At 55.6% G+C, this 21,979-nt stretch carries 8 protein-coding genes; 4 read left to right on the top strand and 4 right to left on the bottom strand.

Features of this window, described 5'->3' with window-relative positions; translation table 11 throughout:
* Nucleotides 1-15: 15 nt before the first annotated feature.
* Complete coding sequence (locus CKA38_RS14380; RefSeq protein WP_202863923.1) at nt 16-2,736, bottom strand: glycoside hydrolase family 95 protein; 2,721 nt, start codon at nt 2,734-2,736, stop codon at nt 16-18.
* A 225-nt stretch (nt 2,737-2,961) separates the two neighbouring features.
* Here CKA38_RS14380 and CKA38_RS14375 point away from each other — a divergent pair, with 225 nt between their 5' ends.
* The gene (locus CKA38_RS14375) at nt 2,962-3,654 is read left to right on the top strand and encodes a response regulator (protein ID WP_338031088.1); all 693 of its coding nucleotides are present in this window, start codon (nt 2,962-2,964) and stop codon (nt 3,652-3,654) included.
* Between the two features lie 202 nt (nt 3,655-3,856).
* Here CKA38_RS14375 and CKA38_RS14370 read toward each other — a convergent pair whose 3' ends face one another.
* The 3 genes from CKA38_RS14370 to CKA38_RS14360 form a co-directional block, all read right to left on the bottom strand.
* On the bottom strand, nt 3,857-5,353 hold the full coding sequence (locus CKA38_RS14370) for an alpha/beta hydrolase family protein (RefSeq protein WP_152032886.1): 1,497 nt from the start codon (nt 5,351-5,353) through the stop codon (nt 3,857-3,859).
* A 107-nt stretch (nt 5,354-5,460) separates the two neighbouring features.
* Nucleotides 5,461-6,288, bottom strand: coding sequence for a hypothetical protein (locus CKA38_RS14365; protein ID WP_108826182.1), 828 nt, complete (start codon nt 6,286-6,288; stop codon nt 5,461-5,463).
* A gap of 187 nt (nt 6,289-6,475) precedes the next feature.
* Entirely contained in the window at nt 6,476-10,486 is a 4,011-nt protein-coding gene (locus CKA38_RS14360; protein ID WP_161554937.1) for a hybrid sensor histidine kinase/response regulator, read from the bottom strand.
* A 454-nt stretch (nt 10,487-10,940) separates the two neighbouring features.
* Between CKA38_RS14360 and CKA38_RS14355 the strand changes: the two genes are divergently transcribed.
* The 3 genes from CKA38_RS14355 to CKA38_RS14345 all read left to right on the top strand — a co-directional run bounded on the left by CKA38_RS14355 (nt 10,941) and on the right by CKA38_RS14345 (nt 21,977).
* Nucleotides 10,941-14,237, top strand: coding sequence for a TonB-dependent receptor (locus CKA38_RS14355; protein WP_108826180.1), 3,297 nt, complete (start codon nt 10,941-10,943; stop codon nt 14,235-14,237).
* 22 nt (nt 14,238-14,259) lie between these two features.
* The gene (locus tag CKA38_RS14350; protein WP_236919057.1) at nt 14,260-19,488 is read left to right on the top strand and encodes an autotransporter outer membrane beta-barrel domain-containing protein; all 5,229 of its coding nucleotides are present in this window, start codon (nt 14,260-14,262) and stop codon (nt 19,486-19,488) included.
* A 113-nt stretch (nt 19,489-19,601) separates the two neighbouring features.
* Nucleotides 19,602-21,977: an alpha/beta hydrolase family protein gene (locus CKA38_RS14345; RefSeq protein ID WP_161554934.1), complete on the top strand. Its 2,376-nt coding sequence runs from the start codon at nt 19,602-19,604 to the stop codon at nt 21,975-21,977.
* The last annotated feature ends 2 nt before the right edge of the window (nt 21,978-21,979 follow it).

Below are 21,979 nucleotides of genomic sequence, written 5' to 3'. Positions count from 1 at the left end.
TTTTCGTCATTGGGTTTAAAGAATTTCGTAAACGGCGCCGGGCGTGGTTTCAAAATCGATGGTGTGTGCCTGAGGTGGTGGAAGCGCGGGGTGAGCGGTGGTGTTTTTGAACTTTGGCGCGCCGGGATCGACTCGCGAGTAGAAGGGGTTTGGATTTGAGCCTTCGGAGTGCCTGACGGCGATGGCGGTGTTGTTTGATTTCACCGTGACTGATTGGTAGGTGCGCAGGCGACAGTTGCCACCGAGTTTTGATCGGAGCGTGGCACGGGTGAGTTTTCCGCCGCTCCACTCGATGTCGACTTCGAAGCCGCCGCGAAGACGCAGGCCGGTGACCTTGCCCTCGGGCCAGGCCGAGGGCAGCGCGGGCAGGAGGTGGATCGCGCCAGCGTGGCTTTGCGCGAGCATTTCCGCAATGCCGGCGGTGTAGCCGAAATTGCCGTCAATTTGGAAGGGCGGATGCGCGTCGAACATGTTTGGGTAGAGGCCGCCGCCGCGGGTGCTGGTTTTTGTCGTGCCAACGAGACGGAAGAGGTTGCGGATAATCATGTATGCGTGATCGCCATCAAGCATGCGCGCCCACATGTTTATTTTCCAGCCCATGGACCAGCCGGTGGCTTCGTCACCTCGCAGTTCGAGCGTGCGCGCCACGGCGCGGTGGAGCGCGGGTGTTGCGTAGGGATCAATTTGATTGCCGGGATGCAGCCCGTAGAGGTGCGAGAGGTGCCGGTGCCTGGGCTCGTTTTCGCCAAAATCCTCGCGCCATTCCTGGAGTTGTCCGCGCGCGCCCACACGGTAGGGGGCGAGGCGGGCGAGCTTGTCCTCAAGCTCGGCCCGAAGCTCGGTGTCAATGCCGAGAGCCTTTGAGGCTTCGATGGTGCGGGTGAATAGTTCGCGGACAATGGCCATGTCCATCGTGGGGCCCATGCTGGCGGCGGCTTTTTGTCCGTCGGCGCTGATGAAAATATTCTCGGGAGAGGTGCCGACCGCGGTGACAAGATCTCCGGTGCCGTCGCCCGCGTCGATGAGCCAGTCGGCGTAAAACTCCGCCGCGCCGCGCATGATGGGATATGCTTTTTTGGAGAGGAATTCCTTGTCGCCGCTGAAGAGATAATGCTCCCAGAGGTGCGAGCTGAACCAGCCGGCGGTCATGTTCCACCAGGCTGCGCGGGTGTTTCCATCGACAGGATAAGTGTCGCGCCAGAGCGAGGTGTTGTGATGCGCGACCCAGCCGCGCGCGCCATACATGTTGCGGGCGGTGTGGCGCCCGGCCTCGGCGAGTTCGGCGAGCATGTCGAAAAGCGGTCCTTGAAGCTCGGGGAGCGCGGTTGTCTCGGCGGGCCAGTAATTCATCTCGGTGTTGATGTTGATGGTGTAGCTCGACGCCCACGGGGGGATGACGAGGTCGTTCCATTTGCCCTGAAGGTTCAGCGGCTGCGTTCCCGGGCGCGAACCGGCGATGAGCAGATAACGTCCGAATTTGAAACAGAGCGCGGCGAGCGCGGGGTCGTCTGTTTCGCGGAAGGCGGCGATGCGCGCGTCGGTTGGCTTTTGCCCGGCGTTTGTAGCGGCGCTGTCCGGGCCGAGGCGGAGCGTGACGCGGTCGTAGAGGGCTTGGTGGTCGGCGACATGACGCGAACGGAGCATGGCATGGGTTTTGTTCGCGGCGGCGGAGAGGTCGCGCATGGCGCGGATGGAGGGATCGACGCCTTCGCGCGAAGGGCTTTTGTCGTAACCATTGTAACTGGAGCCCGCGCTGAGGATGATGAGCGCCTCGGTGGCGCCGCTGACGCGCAAGGCCGTGCCGTCGGGCGCGACGGCGCCGTCGGTTTTGATGGCGAGCCGGGTTTGGAAGTAAGTTCCCTTGCCGTTGTTGCCTGCGTCGTCGGCGTATTGGATGAGTTTTGCATCCGGCTTGAGCTGGCGGTTGGCATCGTAGAGTTCGGGATATTTGTGCTCGTCCCCGCGTTGCTTGATCCATTCGAGGGTGCGTTTGTAGGCGAACCCTGGAACCTGGCCGTTCATGACGAGTTGGGCGGGCATGGCGCCGGCGGCCTCGAGGGGGGCGACATGCGCGGTGGGGTGGGGCGATTCGAACGTGGCGCGAAATGCAAGCGCGCCCGGACGGCTGGCGTGGAGGCGAACGACGATAACCTGGTCGGGGGCGCTGGAAAAAACCTCGCGCGTATAGGTCACTCCATCACGAGTGAAAGAGACGCCCGCGGTGGCGGTGGAAAGGTCGAGCCAGCGGCGAAAATCCTCCGCGGCAGCCGGCGCGGCGCGTTCCTTTTTCGCACTCCCGGTGTATTTAAATTCCAAATACAAATCGCCCATCGGCTGGTAGTTGGGCTGGCCGCGTCCGAGCCAGCGGGCGCGGATGTGTTCGTCGGCCTCGGCGTATTTTCCGTCACGCAGGAGCGCAATGACATGGTCGCGATCCTTGCGGATATCCACCGCGCGATAATCAGGCGGCGGCTCGCCCGTGGTGAGCGTGTCCTCGTTGAGCTGGAGATGCTCGCGTTCAACGCCGCCGAAGACCATGGCGGCGAGGCGGCCGTTGCCTATCGGGAGCGCCTCGACCCATTGCTCCGCCGGCCGGTCATACCAAAGAAGATCCTTCGAGGAGGGGAGCTTTGTTGACGACAAAGCTCTAGTGCCGCCAAGCATGAGGATTAAAATGCCATAGATGGCGAGCTTGGGCGTGATATTTCGCAAAGACGGGGGATGGCGGAAGGGCATGGGATATTGCGCTGTGAATGAGGAGTGCTTTCGGAGGACGCGCGGAACCGATGTCCGCACCAGTATTATTGCTGTGATGTTTTATGTTTCATTTTCATGTGTTTCTCAATGCATGGTGGTAGGTAATTTGGCTTATTCCGGACGCGGTTCGCAAGTTGGACGGATTGTATATGTTGGCCTAATTTTTTGCGGATTGTTTACTGGATATGAGAGGGTTTTAGGGTAATGTGCGGCTCAAGTATGTGCGCCCTTGATACGAATACCCTTGGTTTGTTGATCGTTGAGGATCAAACGATGGTTCGCGAACTGCTGGCCATCGCGTGCAGGCAGGTCGCTCCAAAGGCGGACGTGCGCCAGGTTGGCTCGGCAAAGGGTGTGCTGGATGAGTGCGCGGAACGGACGCCGGATTTGATATTGCTGGATTTGGTGCTGCCGGACGGGGACGGGCTGGCACTGTTGCCGGAGATTTTCGCGCGCGCGCCGGGTGTGAAGGTGATCGCGCTGTCGTCGCACATCGACGAGGTGACGCTGCACCGGGCCCTGGGCTCGCGTGTGCACGGAATTTTGGACAAAAACGAGCAGCCGATCAAGGTGCTGGGCGAGGCGATCAACACGGTGATGGCGGGCGGGCAGTATATGTCGTCGGCGGTGCAGCGGTTGCGCGCGTCGTTGCGGGCGGATCCGAACGCGTTCGACAAGATTTTGTCGGATCGCGAGCAGGAGGCGTTGCGCCTGATCGGCGAGGGAATGTCGAACGACGAGGTGGCGGAAAAACTCAAGATCAGCGCGAGCACGGCGAAGAACCACCGGCTGAACATCATGGCGAAGCTGGGCATCCACAGCACGCCGCAGTTGATCCGCTACGCGATTGAGAAGGGTTTTACTCGGGTGCCCGAGGGCGGCGTGGGGAAAAGTTGAGCGAGATGGCGGGATGAAGATTTTTTCGCTCAACGGAAGGGAATGCGCCGGGCGCGTTGCTCGGTGATGATGCGCATGGGGCCGAGATGCACCTTGGCCCCTGACATGCACATCAATCCCACGGGCTCGAAAATAACCCGCAATCAATTTTGTTTGTTTCGCGTAAACGCTCTTTTAGGCGATTTTTATATGTGAAAACGAATCATTGTTTGCGTTTCGATTTTGACTCCGCGGACATGGTCTTAACAACCTTGATCGGGCCAAGCTCCACCTTTGCGTTCACCGAGGCGGCGTTTATAAAGTTTTCTATATTTGCAAAAACCGCAGCCTTTGCCTGCGAGTGATTTTCAAAATATTCGTCCGGTAAATCATCGAAGGCGGCATCCACGCCTGACTTTTTCAAAGTCCCGACATATTCTTTTGTTTTTTCATAAACAGCCCGCTGCAAGTCCGTGACGCGCCCGCCGCGAGGGCGGTTGTTGAGTATATATACGGGCTTTGTAATTGAGCGCTCATCACCCGGACGTTTGCGAATGGCAGTTCCATCCATTTTTCGGGATTTCGGGAAATAGCTCACTCCCGGCACGCGCGCGTTGATTCCCACGGCTCCGCAGAACCGCTCGGGTTGCATGCGCAAAAGTGTCAGCGCATTGGCCGCGCCGGTGTCCTCGCCAAATAAAATAACGCGCTTCAAGTTCACCGGCATGTGTTTTGCCAGTTCGTTCAGCGCAGGGATCACATCGCTGGTAATCAAAGCCTTTTCGGGGGGGCGCCGGTATTGCATTTCTAGAACCACGTATCCCATTGACGCAAAGACGTGCGGTTCCGCGCAAAACTCGTAGCGTGGGGCGTCTTGCGCGCCCTTTGGAAACACCACGATGACTGGAAACGATTTGCTACTGCCAAACGACTCCCGCGGCACCGTGATTATGGCCTCGTTTATGATGCCGCCCCTGCCGCCGAAATTGAGTTTTTTTCGTTCATACAATACATCCTTGCTAAGCCAGGGCATTTTTTCCGCGAACGACACTATTTTTTTATCATTGCGATGGTAGACATGATATGTGCCCGTGTCCTCGGGGCCGCTTGAGTGCAAAAGCACCCGCGTTCCGTCTGCCGACCATTCCATTATTGTCACGGAACATCCCGGCAGCGAAAGCTCCAGTGTTTTTTGCACGGCCTGCCATTCGGGCGAGAGCCAGCGAGTGATCACACGGTCCCGGCCCTCCACGCGAAATCCGGCCAGCTTTTGCGTGTGGCGGTCGAATATCAATATGTCTTCATCGGGGAAATTCTTCCCGAACGGCAATGGTTTTATCAAGTCGATTTCCTCGCTTTCCAGGACAAGGTCGATGCGCTCCCCGGTTTTTATATTAAACCCATAAATGCCATAAGTTTCACGACCCACATTTGACGCGTAATACAGTATGTCGGGATTGGTATCAAAGCCGATTGGAATCGAGTTTTGCCGGTCTTTTATCGTGCGCAAGGCAAAGCCCGAGATGCCGGAATTTGCCGCCGCCAACGTATCGAGATCGCGCCAGCGCGGCATTTTTTTGACCGTGTCATACCGGTATGGCTCGCGGCTTTTGCTTCGCTCGGCCGCCGGGACGTATTCCATGATGAGGCGGGCCTTCCCCTGACGGTCGGGAAGACACTCGGTTTGCGCGCCGGGCGACTCCTCTGAAATCGATTTCATTTTTCCTGTCACCACGTTCAACTTATACAAACCGTAGGAATGCGTTAGCGTGGATCTCGTCGTGCGCAGCAATATCGAGTCGGGATCATCCGGGCAAAATCCATGCGTCACAAAGGCGCGCGGCCGTGTTTCGTCGGTATTCGCCAGTCGTTTTGCGGGGGGATCACCTGCGCGCTGGGGAACCGTCCGTAGGCGGATGCTCTGGGCGCGTTTTTTCTGGTGTATCTGATATTACCGTCCAGCGTCCGCTCCGCCGGGATCGAGGTGTTGGATCTCGTGCGTTTGCGATCTTCGTTTCGCATTTTTGTTTCGCGCGCCAGCACCTTGGGGTCATTGGTGAAAAAGGCCATTGTCATCTTCTTGGGATGCGCAAGCCGTTCCGAATTTCCGGTTTTGATATCCAGCGTTAAAATCTCACCCGTGAGATTCGCTCCAAACACGCGATTTGTTTCCATCATCAAGCGCTCGCCAAACCATGCGAGCCGGTTGATTTTCGCCGGTGTCGTATAACGGCTTCCTGTCTGGCGTTCGGGCACGGCATCCTCGTCCTTTAGCACATTTCTCGACAGCAGGAGCGTGGACGGGGTCTCGGCCTCGACCACGAGGATCGCCATGTTGTCCGCATCGCGCAGCGAGTAGGCCAGATGGCGTCCGTCTGTTGAAATAGACGCCACTTCCGTGCGCGGCGCGCGAAAGTATTTTTCGATCCGCGCGATGGATTGCTCAATGATCAACTCTCGTCGCTCGGCAAGAGTTCGCGGTCTGTCCCTTCCCTTCAAATCGATCGTGTTCGCCGAGGGCGGCTCGGGAATCGTTATCCGCAAGACGGGCAGCGGAACGATCGCTTGTTGCTCTTGTTCCGTTTGGGCGCAAACCGTCGCGCAGGCGGCCAATGCGGGCAGCAGGGCGTATCGAAAAAACGGGGTATGCTTCATTGAGTTTTGGTGGGGTGTCCGCAAGGGCGGACCGATTGCTTCTGGTATGGGATTAACAACCTTGCCGGTGCGCGGCCGGATGTGAATGCACTGGCGAGTTTGCTGTATTTTGCATTTAAAAATTGAATGTGTGCGCGCCTTTTGTGCAAGCGTGTTCGAGCAATCAATCGCCTTTCGGGCGACGGACTCATTCGAGTTGCGCGATGAGCGCGGCGGCGAGTTGGTCGATTTCAGCGATGAGCGCGGCGGCAGCGTCGCCGGTTTTGCCCTGCCGGGCGGCGCGTTCGAGACGGCCGGCGACAGCACAGAGGTTTGGCGCGCCCACGAGCGCCGTGTGCGAGCGGATGCGGTGCGCCGCATGGGTCGTGGCGGCGGTGTCGCAGGCGGCGTGAGCGGCGTGAAGCGCGGCGAGCTCCGTGCGCAGGTTTTCGACAAAGATGCGTTTGGCCGCGGGCATGCCGCCGTCGACGTGCCGGGCATAAAGGTCAAGCGCCGTGAAATCGATGGAGTCAGGAGCGTCGTTGACGGTGGCGTGTGGCGCGGGAGCGTCAACGGCGGCGGTGCTTGAGCTCGGCGTGCCGTTGCCCGGCTGGCGTTTGGCGCGATGGTGCTCGACTGTCGCCATGAGCGTGTGCGCGCGGAGGGGTTTGAGCAGAAAGTCATCCATTCCGGCGTCGATGCAACGTGCGCGGGTTTCGTTGCTGTCGTGCGCGCTGGTGCCGATGATGACGGGGTGGGCGCCGTCGGGGCGGGCACGAATCAGCCTCGCCAGTTCCGTGCCTTTCATGCCGGGCAGTTCGATGTCGAGGAAGATGATGTCAAAGGGACACGCCGGGGGGCGGTTTTCAATTATTGAGAGCGCCTCGGTGGCAGTGGTGGCGCAATCGGGCTGGATGCCGTGCTTGCTCACGAGGCCCGCGAGGACGATTTGATTATAGTGCTGGTCTTCGACGATGAGGGCGTGGTTATGCGAATCGTCATCGGTGCTGGCGCTGGGAACAGTGGCGGTGGTTTCCGATTTTTTTTGCTTTGAAACCCGTCGCAGCGGAACGCGCAGGAAGAAGGTCGCGCCGCGTCCGGCGTGGCTTTCGATGCCGACGTTGCCGCCGAGGTGGCGCGCGGTGGCGGCGCATGTGGCGAGGCCGATGCCGGTGCCGGTGACGCCGGACTGGCGCGCGGCGGCCCCGCGGGCGAATTTTTTGAAAATGATTTCCTGCTCGTCGCGAGACACGCCCGGCCCCTGGTCGATGACTTCGATCAAGATGTCGGAGGGCGCCGCATCGGCGTGGTCCGTGATGGAGAGCGTGATGGTGATCGGCGTGGCGGGGGCGTATTTGATGGCGTTGACGACGAAGTTGTCGATGATGGTGCGGATTTTCGCCTCGTCGCCGATGAAGAGATCGCCGAGGGCGATGTCGGAGAGATTGAGCTGGATGGTGTTGCGGCTGACGGCGGCTTGGCGGGCGAAGGTGTCGCGGACATCCGTGAGCAGTTCCACGAGGGAGAACCGGGTTTCGTGGGTGGCGATGTAGCCATATTCGAGCTTGGAGAAGCTGAGGATTTCCTCGAAGACGCGATTGAGCTGGCGTGCGGAGGCCTTGAGCGCGCGGGCGTGGTCGTGTTGCGCTGGCGTGCGCTGGCGGTGCGGGTCGTCGTCGATTTGGTCGATGAGGCCGGTGATGCCGTTGAGGGGATTGCGGATTTCGTGGGAGATGTTTTCGAGAAACTCGGACTTGGCGGTGTTGGAGAGGGTGAGTTCAAGCGTGCGTTCCTGAATGCGGGTTTCGAGCTCGGCGTTGTAACGCGCAAGTTCGGCGGCGCGGCGTTTGAGGCGGCGGGTGCGGGTTTTGTATATGGTTAAGGCGATGAGGGCGAGCGCCACGAATATCGCGCAGGGAAGCGCAATGCGAAACCACAGGGTTTGATAAAAGAAAGGAAGGATGGTGAACGCAAATGCCGTGGCGCGAGTGTTCCAGACGCCGTCGGCATTGCAGGCGGTGACTTCAAATGTGTAATGCCCCGGGTGAAGATCGGCAAATGAGACGCGGCGATTGGAGCCCGCGTCCACCCAGTCGCCGTGGGGGGCAAGGCGGTGTTTGTAGGCGATCCGCGCGGGGCGGATGTAGCTGAGGGCGGCGTAGTCAATCGTGATGTCGCGCGTGCCGGGCGTGAGACGGATGCCGGGGGCTTTGGTGTCGATGGGTTGTTGATTGACTGTGACGCGTTCGATGACGATTGGCGGCGGCGTGCTATTGATGGTCAGTCGTTCCGGGTTTATGGAAAGGATGCCCTGGCGCGTGGCGAAATGAAGATGCCCGCCGGCTGTGCGCGAAAGAACCGGTTGCGCGCCGACCCAGACGGGCGCGGCTTCAAAGTCATCCGTCACACTGAGGGAGTGGAGGTTTTGCACGGGTTCCCCCGTGCGCGCGGATTGGAGCAGGTCGGAGACCGGCGCCCACATGACTCCCGCAACTGTGCCGAGCCAGAGGTTGCCCGCCGAGTCCTCGACCATGGCGGATACCTGATCGGCGACGGCTTGGGAGAGGGCGTCGGAACCGTGCCAGCGGCAATCGTGGTGCACAAAGAGCCCGTGAGTGCGGAGCCCCGCCCAGAGGCGCCCGGCGCCGTCAATGTAGAGCGAGCGCACGCGCGTGCCCGGAAGCGGCGAATCGCCGTTTTCGCCGGCGTTAAAGAGGGCAAGCCGGCCCTCGTGATATTTGTAGATGCCGTCATCCCAACTTCCGATGTAGAGCGCGCCATCGGCCGCCTCGGCAAAGGTTGCGGCGATGCGGATGGGGATGGGCTTTTCGTTTATGGGCGTGGTGCCGCGGTAGCGAAGGACTTGGTCGGAGCGGCCGACCCACATGATGCCATCGCTGTCCTCAAAAACTCCGAATGCGTCGCCGGGGCCGTCGATGAACGTGTAGGCATTGTTTTTCCAAACGTAGAGCCGGCGCTGCCAGATGCTCCAAATGGAGCCGTCCGAGGCGGCAAGAACGACATCGGGATCATTAATTTCCTGGGAACCGTGCGACGCGGGCGGCGCGGGAAGTTTTTCAATGTCGCCATCGGGCGTGATTTTCACGATGCCCGCGCGGCGAACGGCGGCATAACGATTGCCCTCGGCGTCGGTGGTGATGGATTTGACGCTGTCGCCGGGAAGTCCGTTGCCGGTGTTGATGTGTTCATGGCGCGTGATGCGGGCGCGCATGAGCCCGGTGACCCGAGTGCATAACCAAAGGCTGCCCTCATGATCCTCGGTGAACGCCAGGATGCGTTCGTCCGGGACGTTTGCGAGTGTGTGCGCAATGGTTGCCGTGGTGTTTTTTTCGTGGGCAGCTACAAGGTCGTTGAAATGAATCTGCTGGAGCGCGCCGGCCGCGACCCATAGCGCGCCGTTTGCGGACGGAGTGAGCTGCGTGACCTGGTTTGTCGTGAGGCCGTTTGCCGTTGTGAAGCGTGTGATTATGCCGTTGGACAAACGGAAGAGCCCGCGCGTATGGGAGCCGAGCCAAAGCGTGCCGCGCGGATATTCGATGATCGACTCGACATCGCCGCCGGCCTCGTTGCGGGCGAACAAGTGGGTAAAGACAGGTTCGGACACGGCGGGGACGGCATGGGCTCCGTTGGGCGGGACGGCATGCGCGCGCGGCGATGTGGACGCGGATGTGAAAGTATTGCGGGGAAGCGCGTCATTGACCGGGCTGTCGCTTGCAATCATGGCGCGTCGGCAGACTATGCCGGCCGCGCGCGAGCCAATCCACAGATTGTCGGCCGAGTCGACATAGAGTGTGCGGATATAGTCGTTGTAGGGCGTGAAGCGCTGGGAATGTTTCTGGATGGTTCCGTTTTTCCACGAATAAAGACCCTGCCCGAAGGTGCCTATCCAGATGGAGCCGTCCGCGGTTTGTGCGAAGGCGCATGCAAAAACATCATCCAAGCCGATGCGCTCAAACACTCCGTCGCGATGCCGTATGACACCGTGCTCGGTTCCAATCCAAAGAAAGCCGTCCTTGTCCTCAAAGAGTCCCTGGACGGATGGCGTGATGAAGGCGGGTGTGTTTGATGCGCGAAAAGTGGTGGATTTGATGCCGTCGAAACGAACAAGGCCGATGCTTGTCGCGAACCAGAGATAACCATCGCGCGTTTGGATGGAGCGGAGCACGTTCGCGCCCTCCATGGACGCGGCCGCGTTCATGGACGCTATGGCATACTGTGGCAGGGCGGACGTCCCGTCCCGGTGCGAGTCGCCGGTCCTGGCCTCGGATGCGTCAGCGAATGCCGGGGCGGCTGCAAGTGCCAACAATGCGAGTGCGCCCGTCACCCAGAGAAAGCCCCTCACAATGCGTGACTGTGCATTGCGAAAGAGATATAAGGTGCGATAAAACGGAGGCAGCATGGCGGGATGTAGAATGCGGAACGTCCGAGTGTTGGAACAAGGTAAATAAAGACAAATTATTGATGCGAGACTGTAATGTTCATGCAAATAGGCTAAAAAGACTAATTGGTGGAATTGAAGCGATTCAGTGAACTTTGCTTGATGGGAACGTAACCCTCGTCATCAAATCCAAAACCCTCTGCCTCGCCCTTTGTTTTTCAGAAAATATTTTCGTGAAATTTTGACTGCCCAAACACTGAACCTCACCTGCAATATGAATAACATTCCCCGTAACCCACGGTCTGGATTCTTCCCCAAAGGCCTCATATTATCCGCCCTCATTGCCATTTGCCTGTTCCCTGCCGCGCTCTTTGCTCAGCAGCCCACGGGATCAATAAAGGGGCATGTTGTAAATGATGTGACCAAACAGGTGCTCAACGCAGCCACAGTCACCATCAATGATACAAGACAGTCCGTGCTGACCGATTCACAAGGCCTGTATGTGCTGCCAAATTTAAAGTCCGGCATCTATACCATAACGGTTGAGTATCCCGGCATGGATAATGTAACCCGAACCGTGAGCGTGTCCGACAAGGAGGTGCTTCTCGATATCATGATGAGCAGCGAGATATATGTGCTGGACAAATTTACAGTTGGCGGTGAACGCGAGGGCAATGCCGCTGCAATCGCAGCGCAACGCAGCGCGGACAATCTACAGCTGGTTTTGACCGCGGACGCCTTTGGAAATATCACCAAGGGAAACATCGGCAATATGCTCCGGCGTATTCCGGGTATCACCGGGACAACCGATGAGGTTGATACTGAAAGCATACAATTGCGCGGCATGTCGGCCAATTTTACCAGTTTGGATATTGATGGTGTGCGCAGCACATCGGGGGGTGAGGGCCGGACTCAAAGCACGGCCGACATTCCCGCCGACATGATCGAGACGGTGACAGTGGTAAAATCGCCCACGCCTGACATGCCGTCCGACTCGCTCGCGGGACGCATTATGATGACCACGAAGAGTGCTTATGATCGGCAGGGAAGGCAGATCAATATTCGCGCGGCAAATTCCTATAACTTCACCTACGGGCGGGATGTCGGTGCGAAACGGCACAGCTCGTTATCCCCCGCATTTTCGCTTAGCTACTCAGATGTGTTTTCCGTGGGCAAAGGCAGAAATAACCTTGGCATTTATGCTCGCGCGAGCTGGGAGCGGGTGCTTGCCGTTCGCGGAACAACCTCATGGGATACCAGCAGCACCTCGGGAACAAGAACTGATGAGGCTGACGGAAGCACTTACAAGGTGCGCCAGCAAAGATTTCAAAACGCCAGCACTGCCTTGCATGGAAATGATCGCAGCGGCGCGTCCATAAAGGTTGATTACAAACTCAATCCGAAGGTTTCCCTAGGCGGATCAATTTCTTACAGCAACGCCAGTAATGACATGTATCGCGTGCGAAATATTTTGAGCAGCGGGGGAAGCGTGGACCATACGCTTTCACACGCGGATATGAACACTTGGTTGATCAATCCCGATAATGGCGAAAAAATTGTCTACGGTGACTATGCGGTCGTGGAGGGCGCGAATTATTCGGTTGAACAATCGTTCCGGGATCAAACCACGGAGCGCTATTCCGCCCAACTTTACGGCACTTATCGGGATGATAGCTCCGGAATAAAAATCGACACCAGGCTGTCTGTCCAGCGATCCGAGCGCGAGTCGCGAGAGAGAAAGGTGACGATCCGGTCGAATAAAAAAATCAACTATGCCATGGATAGGCGTGCGGAAGGAGGCAATGACCGATGGCCGGCCATACGCGTGCTCAAGGACTTTTACTCGGGCAATACGGAGGGCGTGGTTGCCGGAGCTGAATACGATTTCATAGACGCAAATCCGTTTGCTGATGATTTCAGCGAAGTTTACGCAAGTAATGCCGAGGTGTCGGAATATTATTTGTATGAAGATCCCGTGACCGGGGAAAAATCCATAAAGTCCAGAGTGATCGCCAGCTATGAGGCTTCTTCAAATAATCTGGAATGGCAGCGCAAGTATACGCAAAATGATCGGGTTGATGCGAAAGTCGATCTGACGAAAAAAATCTCATGGAAATGGCCGATCGAGTTCAAAACTGGGGCGGCTTTCAGTTATGAAACCAATGAAACATGGCGGCATGACCTGCGCGGGAAAATATTGCTGGAGCCCTTTAATAGTGACCTGAGCAGTCTGCTGGACACGAGTTGGGATTTTGGCGGCGGCCTGGGCAATTATCCCGCGGGAAGTGTTTTTGACTTTGGAAAAATTGATCAGGCACTGGGCGTTTCCTTTAAGGGGTGGGCCGAGGATCCTATTGATAGATGGAATTATAATTCGGATACGTTTTTTGTTGATAAGAAATCAACACGTGAAAATACGCTGAAAAACAGCGGAAGATATGTGGTGGAGCGCATCTATGCCGCATATATGTCCGGGAAAGTTGAAATCGGCAAATTGACGGTTCTCGGCGGCGCTCGTTTTGAGCGCACGGAAAACACGCGCACTCAGCCCGTGGTAAATAACAGTCTCAGCAGCGTGGATCCAAATGATTACGGTTTTGATTTTGATCGCGATCTGATCGCCGGCACACTGGCGCAATATAACGGCACCGGTGGGGGAAGGGGGACGTATAACAGGGTTAATCCGAGCATTCACCTTGTTTACAGGTTCAATAAAAACACCAAGCTGGCCTTGGAATACGGACGAACCCTCGGTCGTCCCAATTGGGGAAACCTGATGGGAAGCGTCGAATACAGCAATAGTTCGCGCAAGGTCAAAGTGCCAAACATGGATCTCAAACCGCGCACCTCCGAAAATTGGGATTTGTCCTTTGAATATTATTTTGGACGCCAGAAAACCAGCGCCATAACACTGGCGGTGTTTCAAAAGGACCTTAAAAATTATGAGGTGGACGCTGACATCATGATATCGCCTTACGAAGCGCTGGCGCTTGGAGCAAATCCGGAGGCGGGCGATTTTGAGGGAAGCGATGATTATCCGGATTATAATTGGATACCCTGGACGCTGGAAACAAAACTGAATGGTGGTTCGGGGCGTGTTCGCGGGTTCGAGGCAAGCTACACGCAGGCCTTCCCATTTCTCCCTGGCGCTTTGTCCGGCCTTAGCGTTGACGCGAGCTTTACCTGTCTTACCGCCGAGGGCACCTTTACTTTCAAGCCGGGCGAATATAAAACACAAAAAATACAAGGGTTTATTCCGCGCTCGGCGGCGGCCGGTGTTAATTGGAACTATCACCGTTTCCAAATGAGACTGGCTTGGAGCTGGAACGATACCTATCAGGAAAATACTCCCGATAAATTCGAGGACACCAAATTCCGTTACGGGCGATGGGTTCTTGATTTCACCGGCAAGATAAAGCTTACAAGGAATGTGACATTCTTTGTGGATCTGTCGAATCTCTCGTCAAATCACGGAGCAAAATACAAGCCTGTTTCATCAGGGCGTCTCATGCGTGTGGAAACAAACGCGCTGGATTTCCTGGGCACAGCCGGAATCCAGGCAACCTTCTGATAACCCCATGCCTATTAATACAATGAACACATCGTTAATATTTTTGACCAAAACCAGCTTTGTTTCCGATAAAATGAAGGCCCTTGGCTCCGCGTGCTTGATGGCGCTTATGATGGCTGTTCCGGTTCTGCATGCGTCTGTTGTGGTTCCGGCTGGCGCCGACGATCTTAAAAAAATTATCTTGGAGGATAATCCAAATGAAACCGAATTCATACTGGCCGGCGATCCATCGCCACTAGGCGGAAGCATGGCCTTTGGGGACCGGTTTTTGCTGTTAAGAAGTGACGTATATGGAACTGATCGCACAATTCAAGGTGCGAGCGGCCCCATGATAACGGCGGTAAGTGGCGGCACACTTGCGTTTGGGGACATAAAAATTGTTGGGGCAGCGCTGTCCACCACGAAGCAGGGATCGGCAATTCATTATAGTGGAAAGGGACTGTCCACTTGGGTGTTGCATGGCAATCTGACTCTAAGCGGCCATAGAATCAGCGCTGCTGAGGCGGGGGCAATCTATACTCCGGATGGCTCCGATTTGAATATTACAGGCACAGGCACGCTATTATTGCAGAGCAATGTAAATAGCGGCGGCAAAGGATCGGCGGCTTACTTGACTGGCGGCCTTGTGACAGAGTCCGACATATTTCTTGTTGTTGACGGAAACTCGGCGACGGGCAATGGCGGCGCCCTGCGCACAAACAAAAAGATATCGACAATAACTGAATACAAGGATTACGGCCTCGTCGTAGGCGGAAGCTCCATGTTTATTAACAATAATTCGGGTGACGCAAACTCGGATAGTAATGATGGCGGCGGACTGCGGGTTACCGATGGTAGCGCATGGTTCAAGGGGTATGCCTATGTCGCAAATAACACGGCCCATGCCAAGGGGGCCGGCATGACCACGCCAAAGGGGAGCATGACATTTGAGGATGGCGCCACCTTTATTGGCAATGTGGCTTATAGCGCATCAGGGAAGACGGCGCAGGGTGGCGGCATACTGGCCAGCACAGCGGCCAATTTTACCGGCAAGGTTAGATTTGAGGGTAATGCCGCGATAAGCGACAGCATGGAAGGCGTCAGCTCGGGCGGAAAAGGAGAGGGCGGTGCTATTTACGCGAGGACGGTGTCAGTGAACGGAGAGGCCGTCTTTAAGGATAATATCGCTGAAACTTCCGGCGGAGCTATTTTTGTCTCTGCCAACACCGGCAACATAACGCTTAAAGCAAGCAGCGGGGATATTATCTTCGAGGGGAACAAGGCGGGTGGTGTGAATAATGCCATCCACATGGCTGATGGATCAAAGACGACACTTTCTTTTGAGGCCAACTCGGGAAATCGAATCGCGTTTTATGATCCAATAAGCGGGGTTTCCGGGAAAGTGAGCAAAATGGAGGTCAATAAAAATGGAGGCGCGGGCATCGTGCTTTTTGACCAGTATGCAAGCGACTTGGAAATTAACACCACTGTATATAACGGCATTTTTCAATTGAGCAATGGTGCCGTGTATGGAAGCACTGTCGCGGGCTCGTTTAGTCTGGGGGCCAGCGGCACCCTGGCGGCGTTCAAATCGTCGGCAAGCGCGGCTACCGGCAACGGCACCATCAACGCAGCGGATATCACTCTTGGCGCTGGTTCGACGCTGCTTGTTGGAGACAACGGTTTGCTTGCCATAAATGCAACCACCCGCGATTTCAGCAATAATATCAGATTGGCGGGGTGGGGCACAATCAACGCCGGTGGCGCATTGGCGGCAAACGAGATTATTGCGGGCGATTTCAACTCGATATCGGGGCAGACCCTGGCGCTGACTGATAGTCTTACGTTGAATAGCGCCACGATTAAGATGGATCTTATAAAAGGTGATCTTGTCGATCCCTCGCAGAGCATAAACGACAAGCTGATTATGAATGGAGCCGCCACTTTGACCTTCTCGGGCGCGCCCACCATCGATTTTCATAATCTTGTGCAGGGCAAATATACAATCATCTCCGCGGGCGGTGGAATCAGCGGCTGGGCTGCGCCCACAACATTGCAAGATGGCGCAAGTTTGTCTGGCCGTATTCAGGTCACCTATGATGCCTCCGCAAACGGGGGCAAAGATATCGTGGCGAACATTCAAACCACTAACGAGAGTTATACGTGGAACCCTGCAGTGACAAGCTGGGACACTGTGGTCTCGGGCGTGGGGAGCTCCGACGATCGTTTTGTCGGGGGCGATGTGATAACTTTTGCCGATTCAGGAGTCATTGGAATTACATCCGGTGTGACGGTGGGGCAGCTCAATGCCAATGTGTTGGCGGGGGAGCTTAGGTTCACCGGCGAGGCCATTGTTGCGGATAAGGATAAATCAACGGTTCTTGGCGCCACAGGCGCCTTGCATAAGAGCGGTGCCGGCTCCATCCGGTTTGATAATGAGTCCAATGAATTCACCGGCGGTATTATTCTCTCGGATGGAATAATTGCCTTTTCCAAGGCATCCCAAGTTGGGACCACGCTGGATAAAATCGTGTTCGACACAAACAATAACGACGCCAGAATCCTAGCCTTGGATAGTATGGAAATCGGAACAGGCGAAACACTTGTTGTGGGAGCCGGAAAAAGCGCCGGTTTCGCGGCGGCAACGGATAAAACCTTCACTTTGGCCGGTAATATCAATGGCACGGCCACATCCGTTTTGAACATTAACCGGGCTGGCGGCGATGAGCACGGAACCGTTGTGCTTTCGGGAAATGCGTCCACTTACCAGGGCGTCACAAACATCAATGGCGGTCATCTGAAACTGGCAAACACCGGTCAGTTGGGCGGCTCAATCAATGTATCAAATGGAGCCGCGCTTTCCGGGGGCGGGCTTGTCACCGGAATGGTGAACATGGTTGCAGGTTCCATTATTCAGCCGGGCGATTACAACGATGACTCCGCCTCCATATTGTCGTTCACAAACGGCTTCTCTTTTGCAGCGGGCTCAATATACAGAATTGATCTTATTGAAGGCGCGGACACCCCCCTGCTGAGCACCAATGACTCGATAATCTCCGGTGGCGCCATTGATTTTGGGGGAACCATCACCCTGGATCTCAATAATACAAAGCGGGGTGTTTATACCATAATGACAGCGCAGGGCGGTTTTACAGGTGCGACCGATTTTGATGCCTACAAGCCGATAATTACAGTGGGTGGCATAGCTTATTCCAGCCCCCGGGTGGGAATGGACTATACTATTATTGGCAACGATCTTGTCATGACAATCGACGTGAAAAACACGGCCCTCCACTGGACCGGCGCCGCGGGCAACACATGGGGGGAGGTTTCCAACGACTTGAGCTGGGAGGACAACACGGATTCGGGAAATCTTCACAGGGCTGATAAATTTGTCGGATATGACCGGGTGATCTTCGCTGACAGTCCGGCCGAAGCCCGTTCCATACTCATTACGGGCGGCACGGTGAATGTGGCCGACATGACTGTTGATGACCCGGGCGACTACACCTTCGAGGGGGGCAGTATTGTGGCACAAGGCAACTATAGCCTGGAACTGCTGCCGCCTCCCGGCAACACACTGACCAAAAACGGGGAGGGCACGCTGACTTTTCAAAATGATTATAATTATTTTGAGAACGGAGTCATAATAAACCAGGGAAAAGTGGCCGGCACCGTTTCCAATCTCGGAATGAATAATTTTTATATTGGTTCAAACGGATCATTGCACCTTAACGAAAGCGGGACTGTGGCCGCTGTGGTTTCCAGCACATTCACTGGCGCGGGATCCCTGGCAAAAGAGGGCTCCGGGATGGTTCGGTTTACGGGTGATGTGGCGGTCGGAAAATTCTATGTCACACAAGGCTCGATTGACCTGTCGCAAGCCGGTCAGGTCACTGCGACGAGTTTGTTTTCGCTAGCGGCCGGCACCGTGCTTTCCGGCCCCGCCACGATAACCACTGACAGATTCTCGCACGCCGGGTTGGTTGATATGCGCTCGGATACCTTTGGGACATTAAAAATTATCGGTAATTACACAGGTGAAACGGATTCACTCGGCACGAGCCCCCTGGGTTCCTTCTATCTATACACCAAGCTTACTGATGGCACCGGAACCATCGAGACTGACAAAATTCTAATCACTGGCGACGCCTCGGGCAAGGCCTTGGTTCGCGTTGCCAACAAGGGAGGGCAGGGCGGCTACACAGGCAAGCACGAGGGCGAGCAGCGCCCGATAGAGCTTATCTCAATAGATGGACACAGCACGGTCGAATTCAAGTTGCAGGGACGGCTTGTCAAAGGAGCCTATGAGTATCAATTGGCTCATAGCGATGACAACAGGTCTTGGTATTTGATCGCTCCCGAGCCCTCGCCCGAGGTGGACGCGGCATCCATTGTTCCCGCCATGGGAAGAAGCATGGCTTTTGCCGGCCTTGCCAACATGCAGGAGCGACTGGGCGAATTTCGCATTGATCCAGTGAAAAGGAACAGCGTTTGGGTCAGCGTGGCGCAGAATGCTGATAAATTTGATACGGGCACGCTGCAGGACCTTAAGGTAACCTCAAAACTAATACAGTTTGGCGCCTTGCGCAGTTTCACCAACCTTGGCGGCAGTGATGCGAGCCTGTCCGTTGGCTTGCTCGCTGACGTGACGGAGGGGGATTCTGATTTGATCCATGACAAAAGCAGCATAACTGGAAATCAAAAGGCATTTGGTGTTTTCGCCACCTATCAAAACAGCGGCTGGTATGCCGATGCTGTCGTGAAATACGGAATGAGTAAATATACAATACGCACATTCGACTCGCGCGTTGAATCGGAGACATCAAATTACACTTTTTCGGCTGAATTGGGTCGTAGTATTCGAATCAAGCGTTTTGGCAATTTTGAACCGCAAGCTCAGTTCATATATAACAAGCAAAATATCGACGACATGAAGGATGCCTTCGCGAGGCGCTACAGCTTTGAGGCCGCGGATTCGGCGCAAGCGCGCGTTGGCGTTCGCTGGCATAATCTTTTTGACATGGGGAAATTCGGCAAACTCATTCCCTGGGTCAGGGCTGCCGGCACATATGAGATGCTCGGAAAGTATGACTTTGTGGTTTCGGGCGATAAATTCAGCAATGACTTGAGCGGTGGCGCCGTGTTGTTGGACGCTGGCCTGACTCTGGAATTCTCCGCCGATGCCAGCCTGTTTCTTTCGGGAGCATGGGCAAGCGGCGCCGGCGTTGATAAACAACGCATGTCCATTGGCATGAGAATTTCCTTCTAGGGCGGGGACCCTCTTCGTGAAGCCGGCATCTTAACGGATCCGGCTTCGCGGAGGAGGCCGCTGGGTAAATAATAAATTTCATCATGTCTGAACGGGGAAAGCACATATCCAAAATGATGGCGCGCATCTTGATTTTGGGGACATTGCTCTCCGCGGGGCGAACGCTTGCTGGAGGCGATTCGGTGAATGTCTCCCCTGTTCCTGTTTTGAGTGTGGACCAAAACAAGCAGCATTACACAAAACTCTTTCAGCCGCCGGAGGCCAACGCTGCCTCTCTTTCACCTGACGGGCATTTAATCGCATACGCCAAAAGAGAACAGGGGCGGTTGTATGTTTATGTCGTCAACGCAGACAAGCCCGAGCAGGCAGTCGTGAAAAAGGAGATTCTTATTGATCAGGATGCCACTGATGGAATGGATGACGCTCGGGAATACACGCCTGCCGAGATGCTTTGGATGGGATGGGTGACTCCCAGTCGACTAGTAATGGAAGTAAATCGAAAATTTTTGGCGCTTGGCGACGGTGACGGGCAATGGGGCAGCCTTACAGGCATGATAATCGCTATGGATTCGAATGGAGACAATGCCATCAGTTTGGCTACTCCCCGCGATTTGCAAAAAATAGGATTTGAAGGCGTCGCAGAAAGGGGTGTGCGTGCCCGGACGGGCAAGGCAAGCGCCAGGGCCGAATCGGCGAGCGGCGCGGATTTGGTGTATAATAGCGATGATGCATCGGCGCCATTATCCGCCGAGGATGAGACCGTTGTTCCCACAGGGGACGCCCGCTTTTGGCGTTCCCCCAGCGTGATTGGGTTTTGCCCGGATGATGCCGAGTCCATTTTGGTGCGGGCGAATGCCCAGGGAAAATCCAACTATTATGGTGTTTACAAAATTAACGCGCTGACGGGGAAACGCACCTTGGTTTCCGAGCAGGAACCCGCGCCGCTGTGCAGAGTTTTGTCCGATCGCCTCGGCAATGCCCGCATTTACATGCCTCGCACGACGGATGCCACTTTCCCCCATCGATATTTGTATGCCAAGACCAAGGGGTTCATGCGCTGGCAGAACCTTGATAATATGCCAAAAACAGATGCCTCAGTTGGCGGTTTTTCTGTTTCACCTGATAACTATTTCGGAACTCGTTCAATTCCGCTGGGATTTGATTACAATTCTACTATTCTATATTATGCCTCCAATATAGGTCGGGATGCATATGGCATTTATGCCTTGAATGTGGAGTCTGGGGAACCGGTCAAATTTGCCGTTGAAAATGCCAAGTTTGACATGATTACCCCTGATGTGGGCGGGTTTCCCGGAGGTCGCGAGGGCTCATCCGTGCTGGTTTTCGATCGCCACACTCTGGAGTTTTCCGGAATACACTTCACGGATGCAAAGCGCACGACACGTTGGGTTAACCCGGTGCTGCAGTCCGTGCAGGCCTCATTGGAGGCTGCGCTGCCCGGTCGCATTGTAACCGTGCTTGAATGGAACTCGGAAGGAAGCAAGTATTTGGTCAAGGCGAGCGCGCCCTCTGACCCGGGGGCTTATTATATATACAATCGTATAACCAAGGAATTGAATGAATTCGTTCAAAAATCACCCTGGCTAAACAATGAACTTTTACATGAGGCCATAGATTTTGGCTTCCCGACTGCTGACAAATCTCATGTCACCGGAATTATAACGATACCATCCCAAATCCGATCAAAAAAAATCCCTGTTGTCGTTGTGTGTCCTGATTATCCTTGGGATCGCGTGCAATTGGATTTTAGCCCTGAGACACAGGCGATCGCCACGATGGGATTCGCCGTGATCGAAGTTAACAGCCGCAGTGCCTGGGGATACGGCATTAAGCGCCGGGAGTCGGCCTCCGTGGGTGAGCGCAGCGAGTTGCAGGCCTTGGATATTCTCACAGCTCTTGACAAACTGGCGCAATACTTACCCCTTGATCTACAGCATGTCGCGGTGATGGGACATAACTATGGTGGTTATACGGCGATGCGGGTCCTCCAATTGCATCAGGACCGTTTTCGCTGCGCCATCGCTGTGAATGCGCCGCTTGATCCCAATCAATGGTTGAATGATATTATGCTGAATTCCGGCGATGCGGCGCCGTTGTTAACCAGAAAAGGCTTGGATACGGATGCTGAACTAAGGGCGGCCCCATTGATGAAAGCCGCCTCTAACATAAAAAAACCGGTGTGTGTTTTTAATTACAGGGGACGTGTCGAGGCGGAGGACTCCTTGGCCATGCGCATGTATGCCGCGGGTGAACGATTTGTTGAATCAGTGCGAATCAATGGAGTCTCGGGGGCCGCCTTCCACAGTCTGGAAAATGATTATATGCGCGGATTGCCACTGGCTAAAGCCGGTGTGTGCGGCGAAATCGAAGGTTTTCTTAACGCAACCATGTATAACTTTAATGTAAATATGGGGCCGATAAAAATGATTGATTCGAATTCCAATGCGGATCGTGCGTCCGCTCACTAACA

The organism is Ereboglobus luteus, from assembly GCF_003096195.1.
GTDB lineage: Bacteria > Verrucomicrobiota > Verrucomicrobiia > Opitutales > Opitutaceae > Ereboglobus > Ereboglobus luteus.
The sequence above is the reverse complement of the archived record's forward strand: the minus strand, read 5'-3'. Positions and strand labels throughout refer to the sequence as shown.

Bases quoted from the DNA above. Each gene is read 5' to 3' on its own strand.
- CKA38_RS14380 (WP_202863923.1), bottom strand. From the start codon at position 2,736: ATGCCCTTCCGCCATCCCCCGTCTTTGCGAAATATCACGCCCAAGCTC.
- CKA38_RS14375 (WP_338031088.1), top strand. From the start codon at position 2,962: ATGTGCGGCTCAAGTATGTGCGCCCTTGATACGAATACCCTTGGTTTG.
- CKA38_RS14370 (WP_152032886.1), bottom strand. From the start codon at position 5,353: ATGAAATCGATTTCAGAGGAGTCGCCCGGCGCGCAAACCGAGTGTCTT.
- CKA38_RS14365 (WP_108826182.1), bottom strand. From the start codon at position 6,288: ATGAAGCATACCCCGTTTTTTCGATACGCCCTGCTGCCCGCATTGGCC.
- CKA38_RS14360 (WP_161554937.1), bottom strand. From the start codon at position 10,486: ATGAACGCGGCCGCGTCCATGGAGGGCGCGAACGTGCTCCGCTCCATC.
- CKA38_RS14355 (WP_108826180.1), top strand. From the start codon at position 10,941: ATGAATAACATTCCCCGTAACCCACGGTCTGGATTCTTCCCCAAAGGC.
- CKA38_RS14350 (WP_236919057.1), top strand. From the start codon at position 14,260: ATGAACACATCGTTAATATTTTTGACCAAAACCAGCTTTGTTTCCGAT.
- CKA38_RS14345 (WP_161554934.1), top strand. From the start codon at position 19,602: ATGATGGCGCGCATCTTGATTTTGGGGACATTGCTCTCCGCGGGGCGA.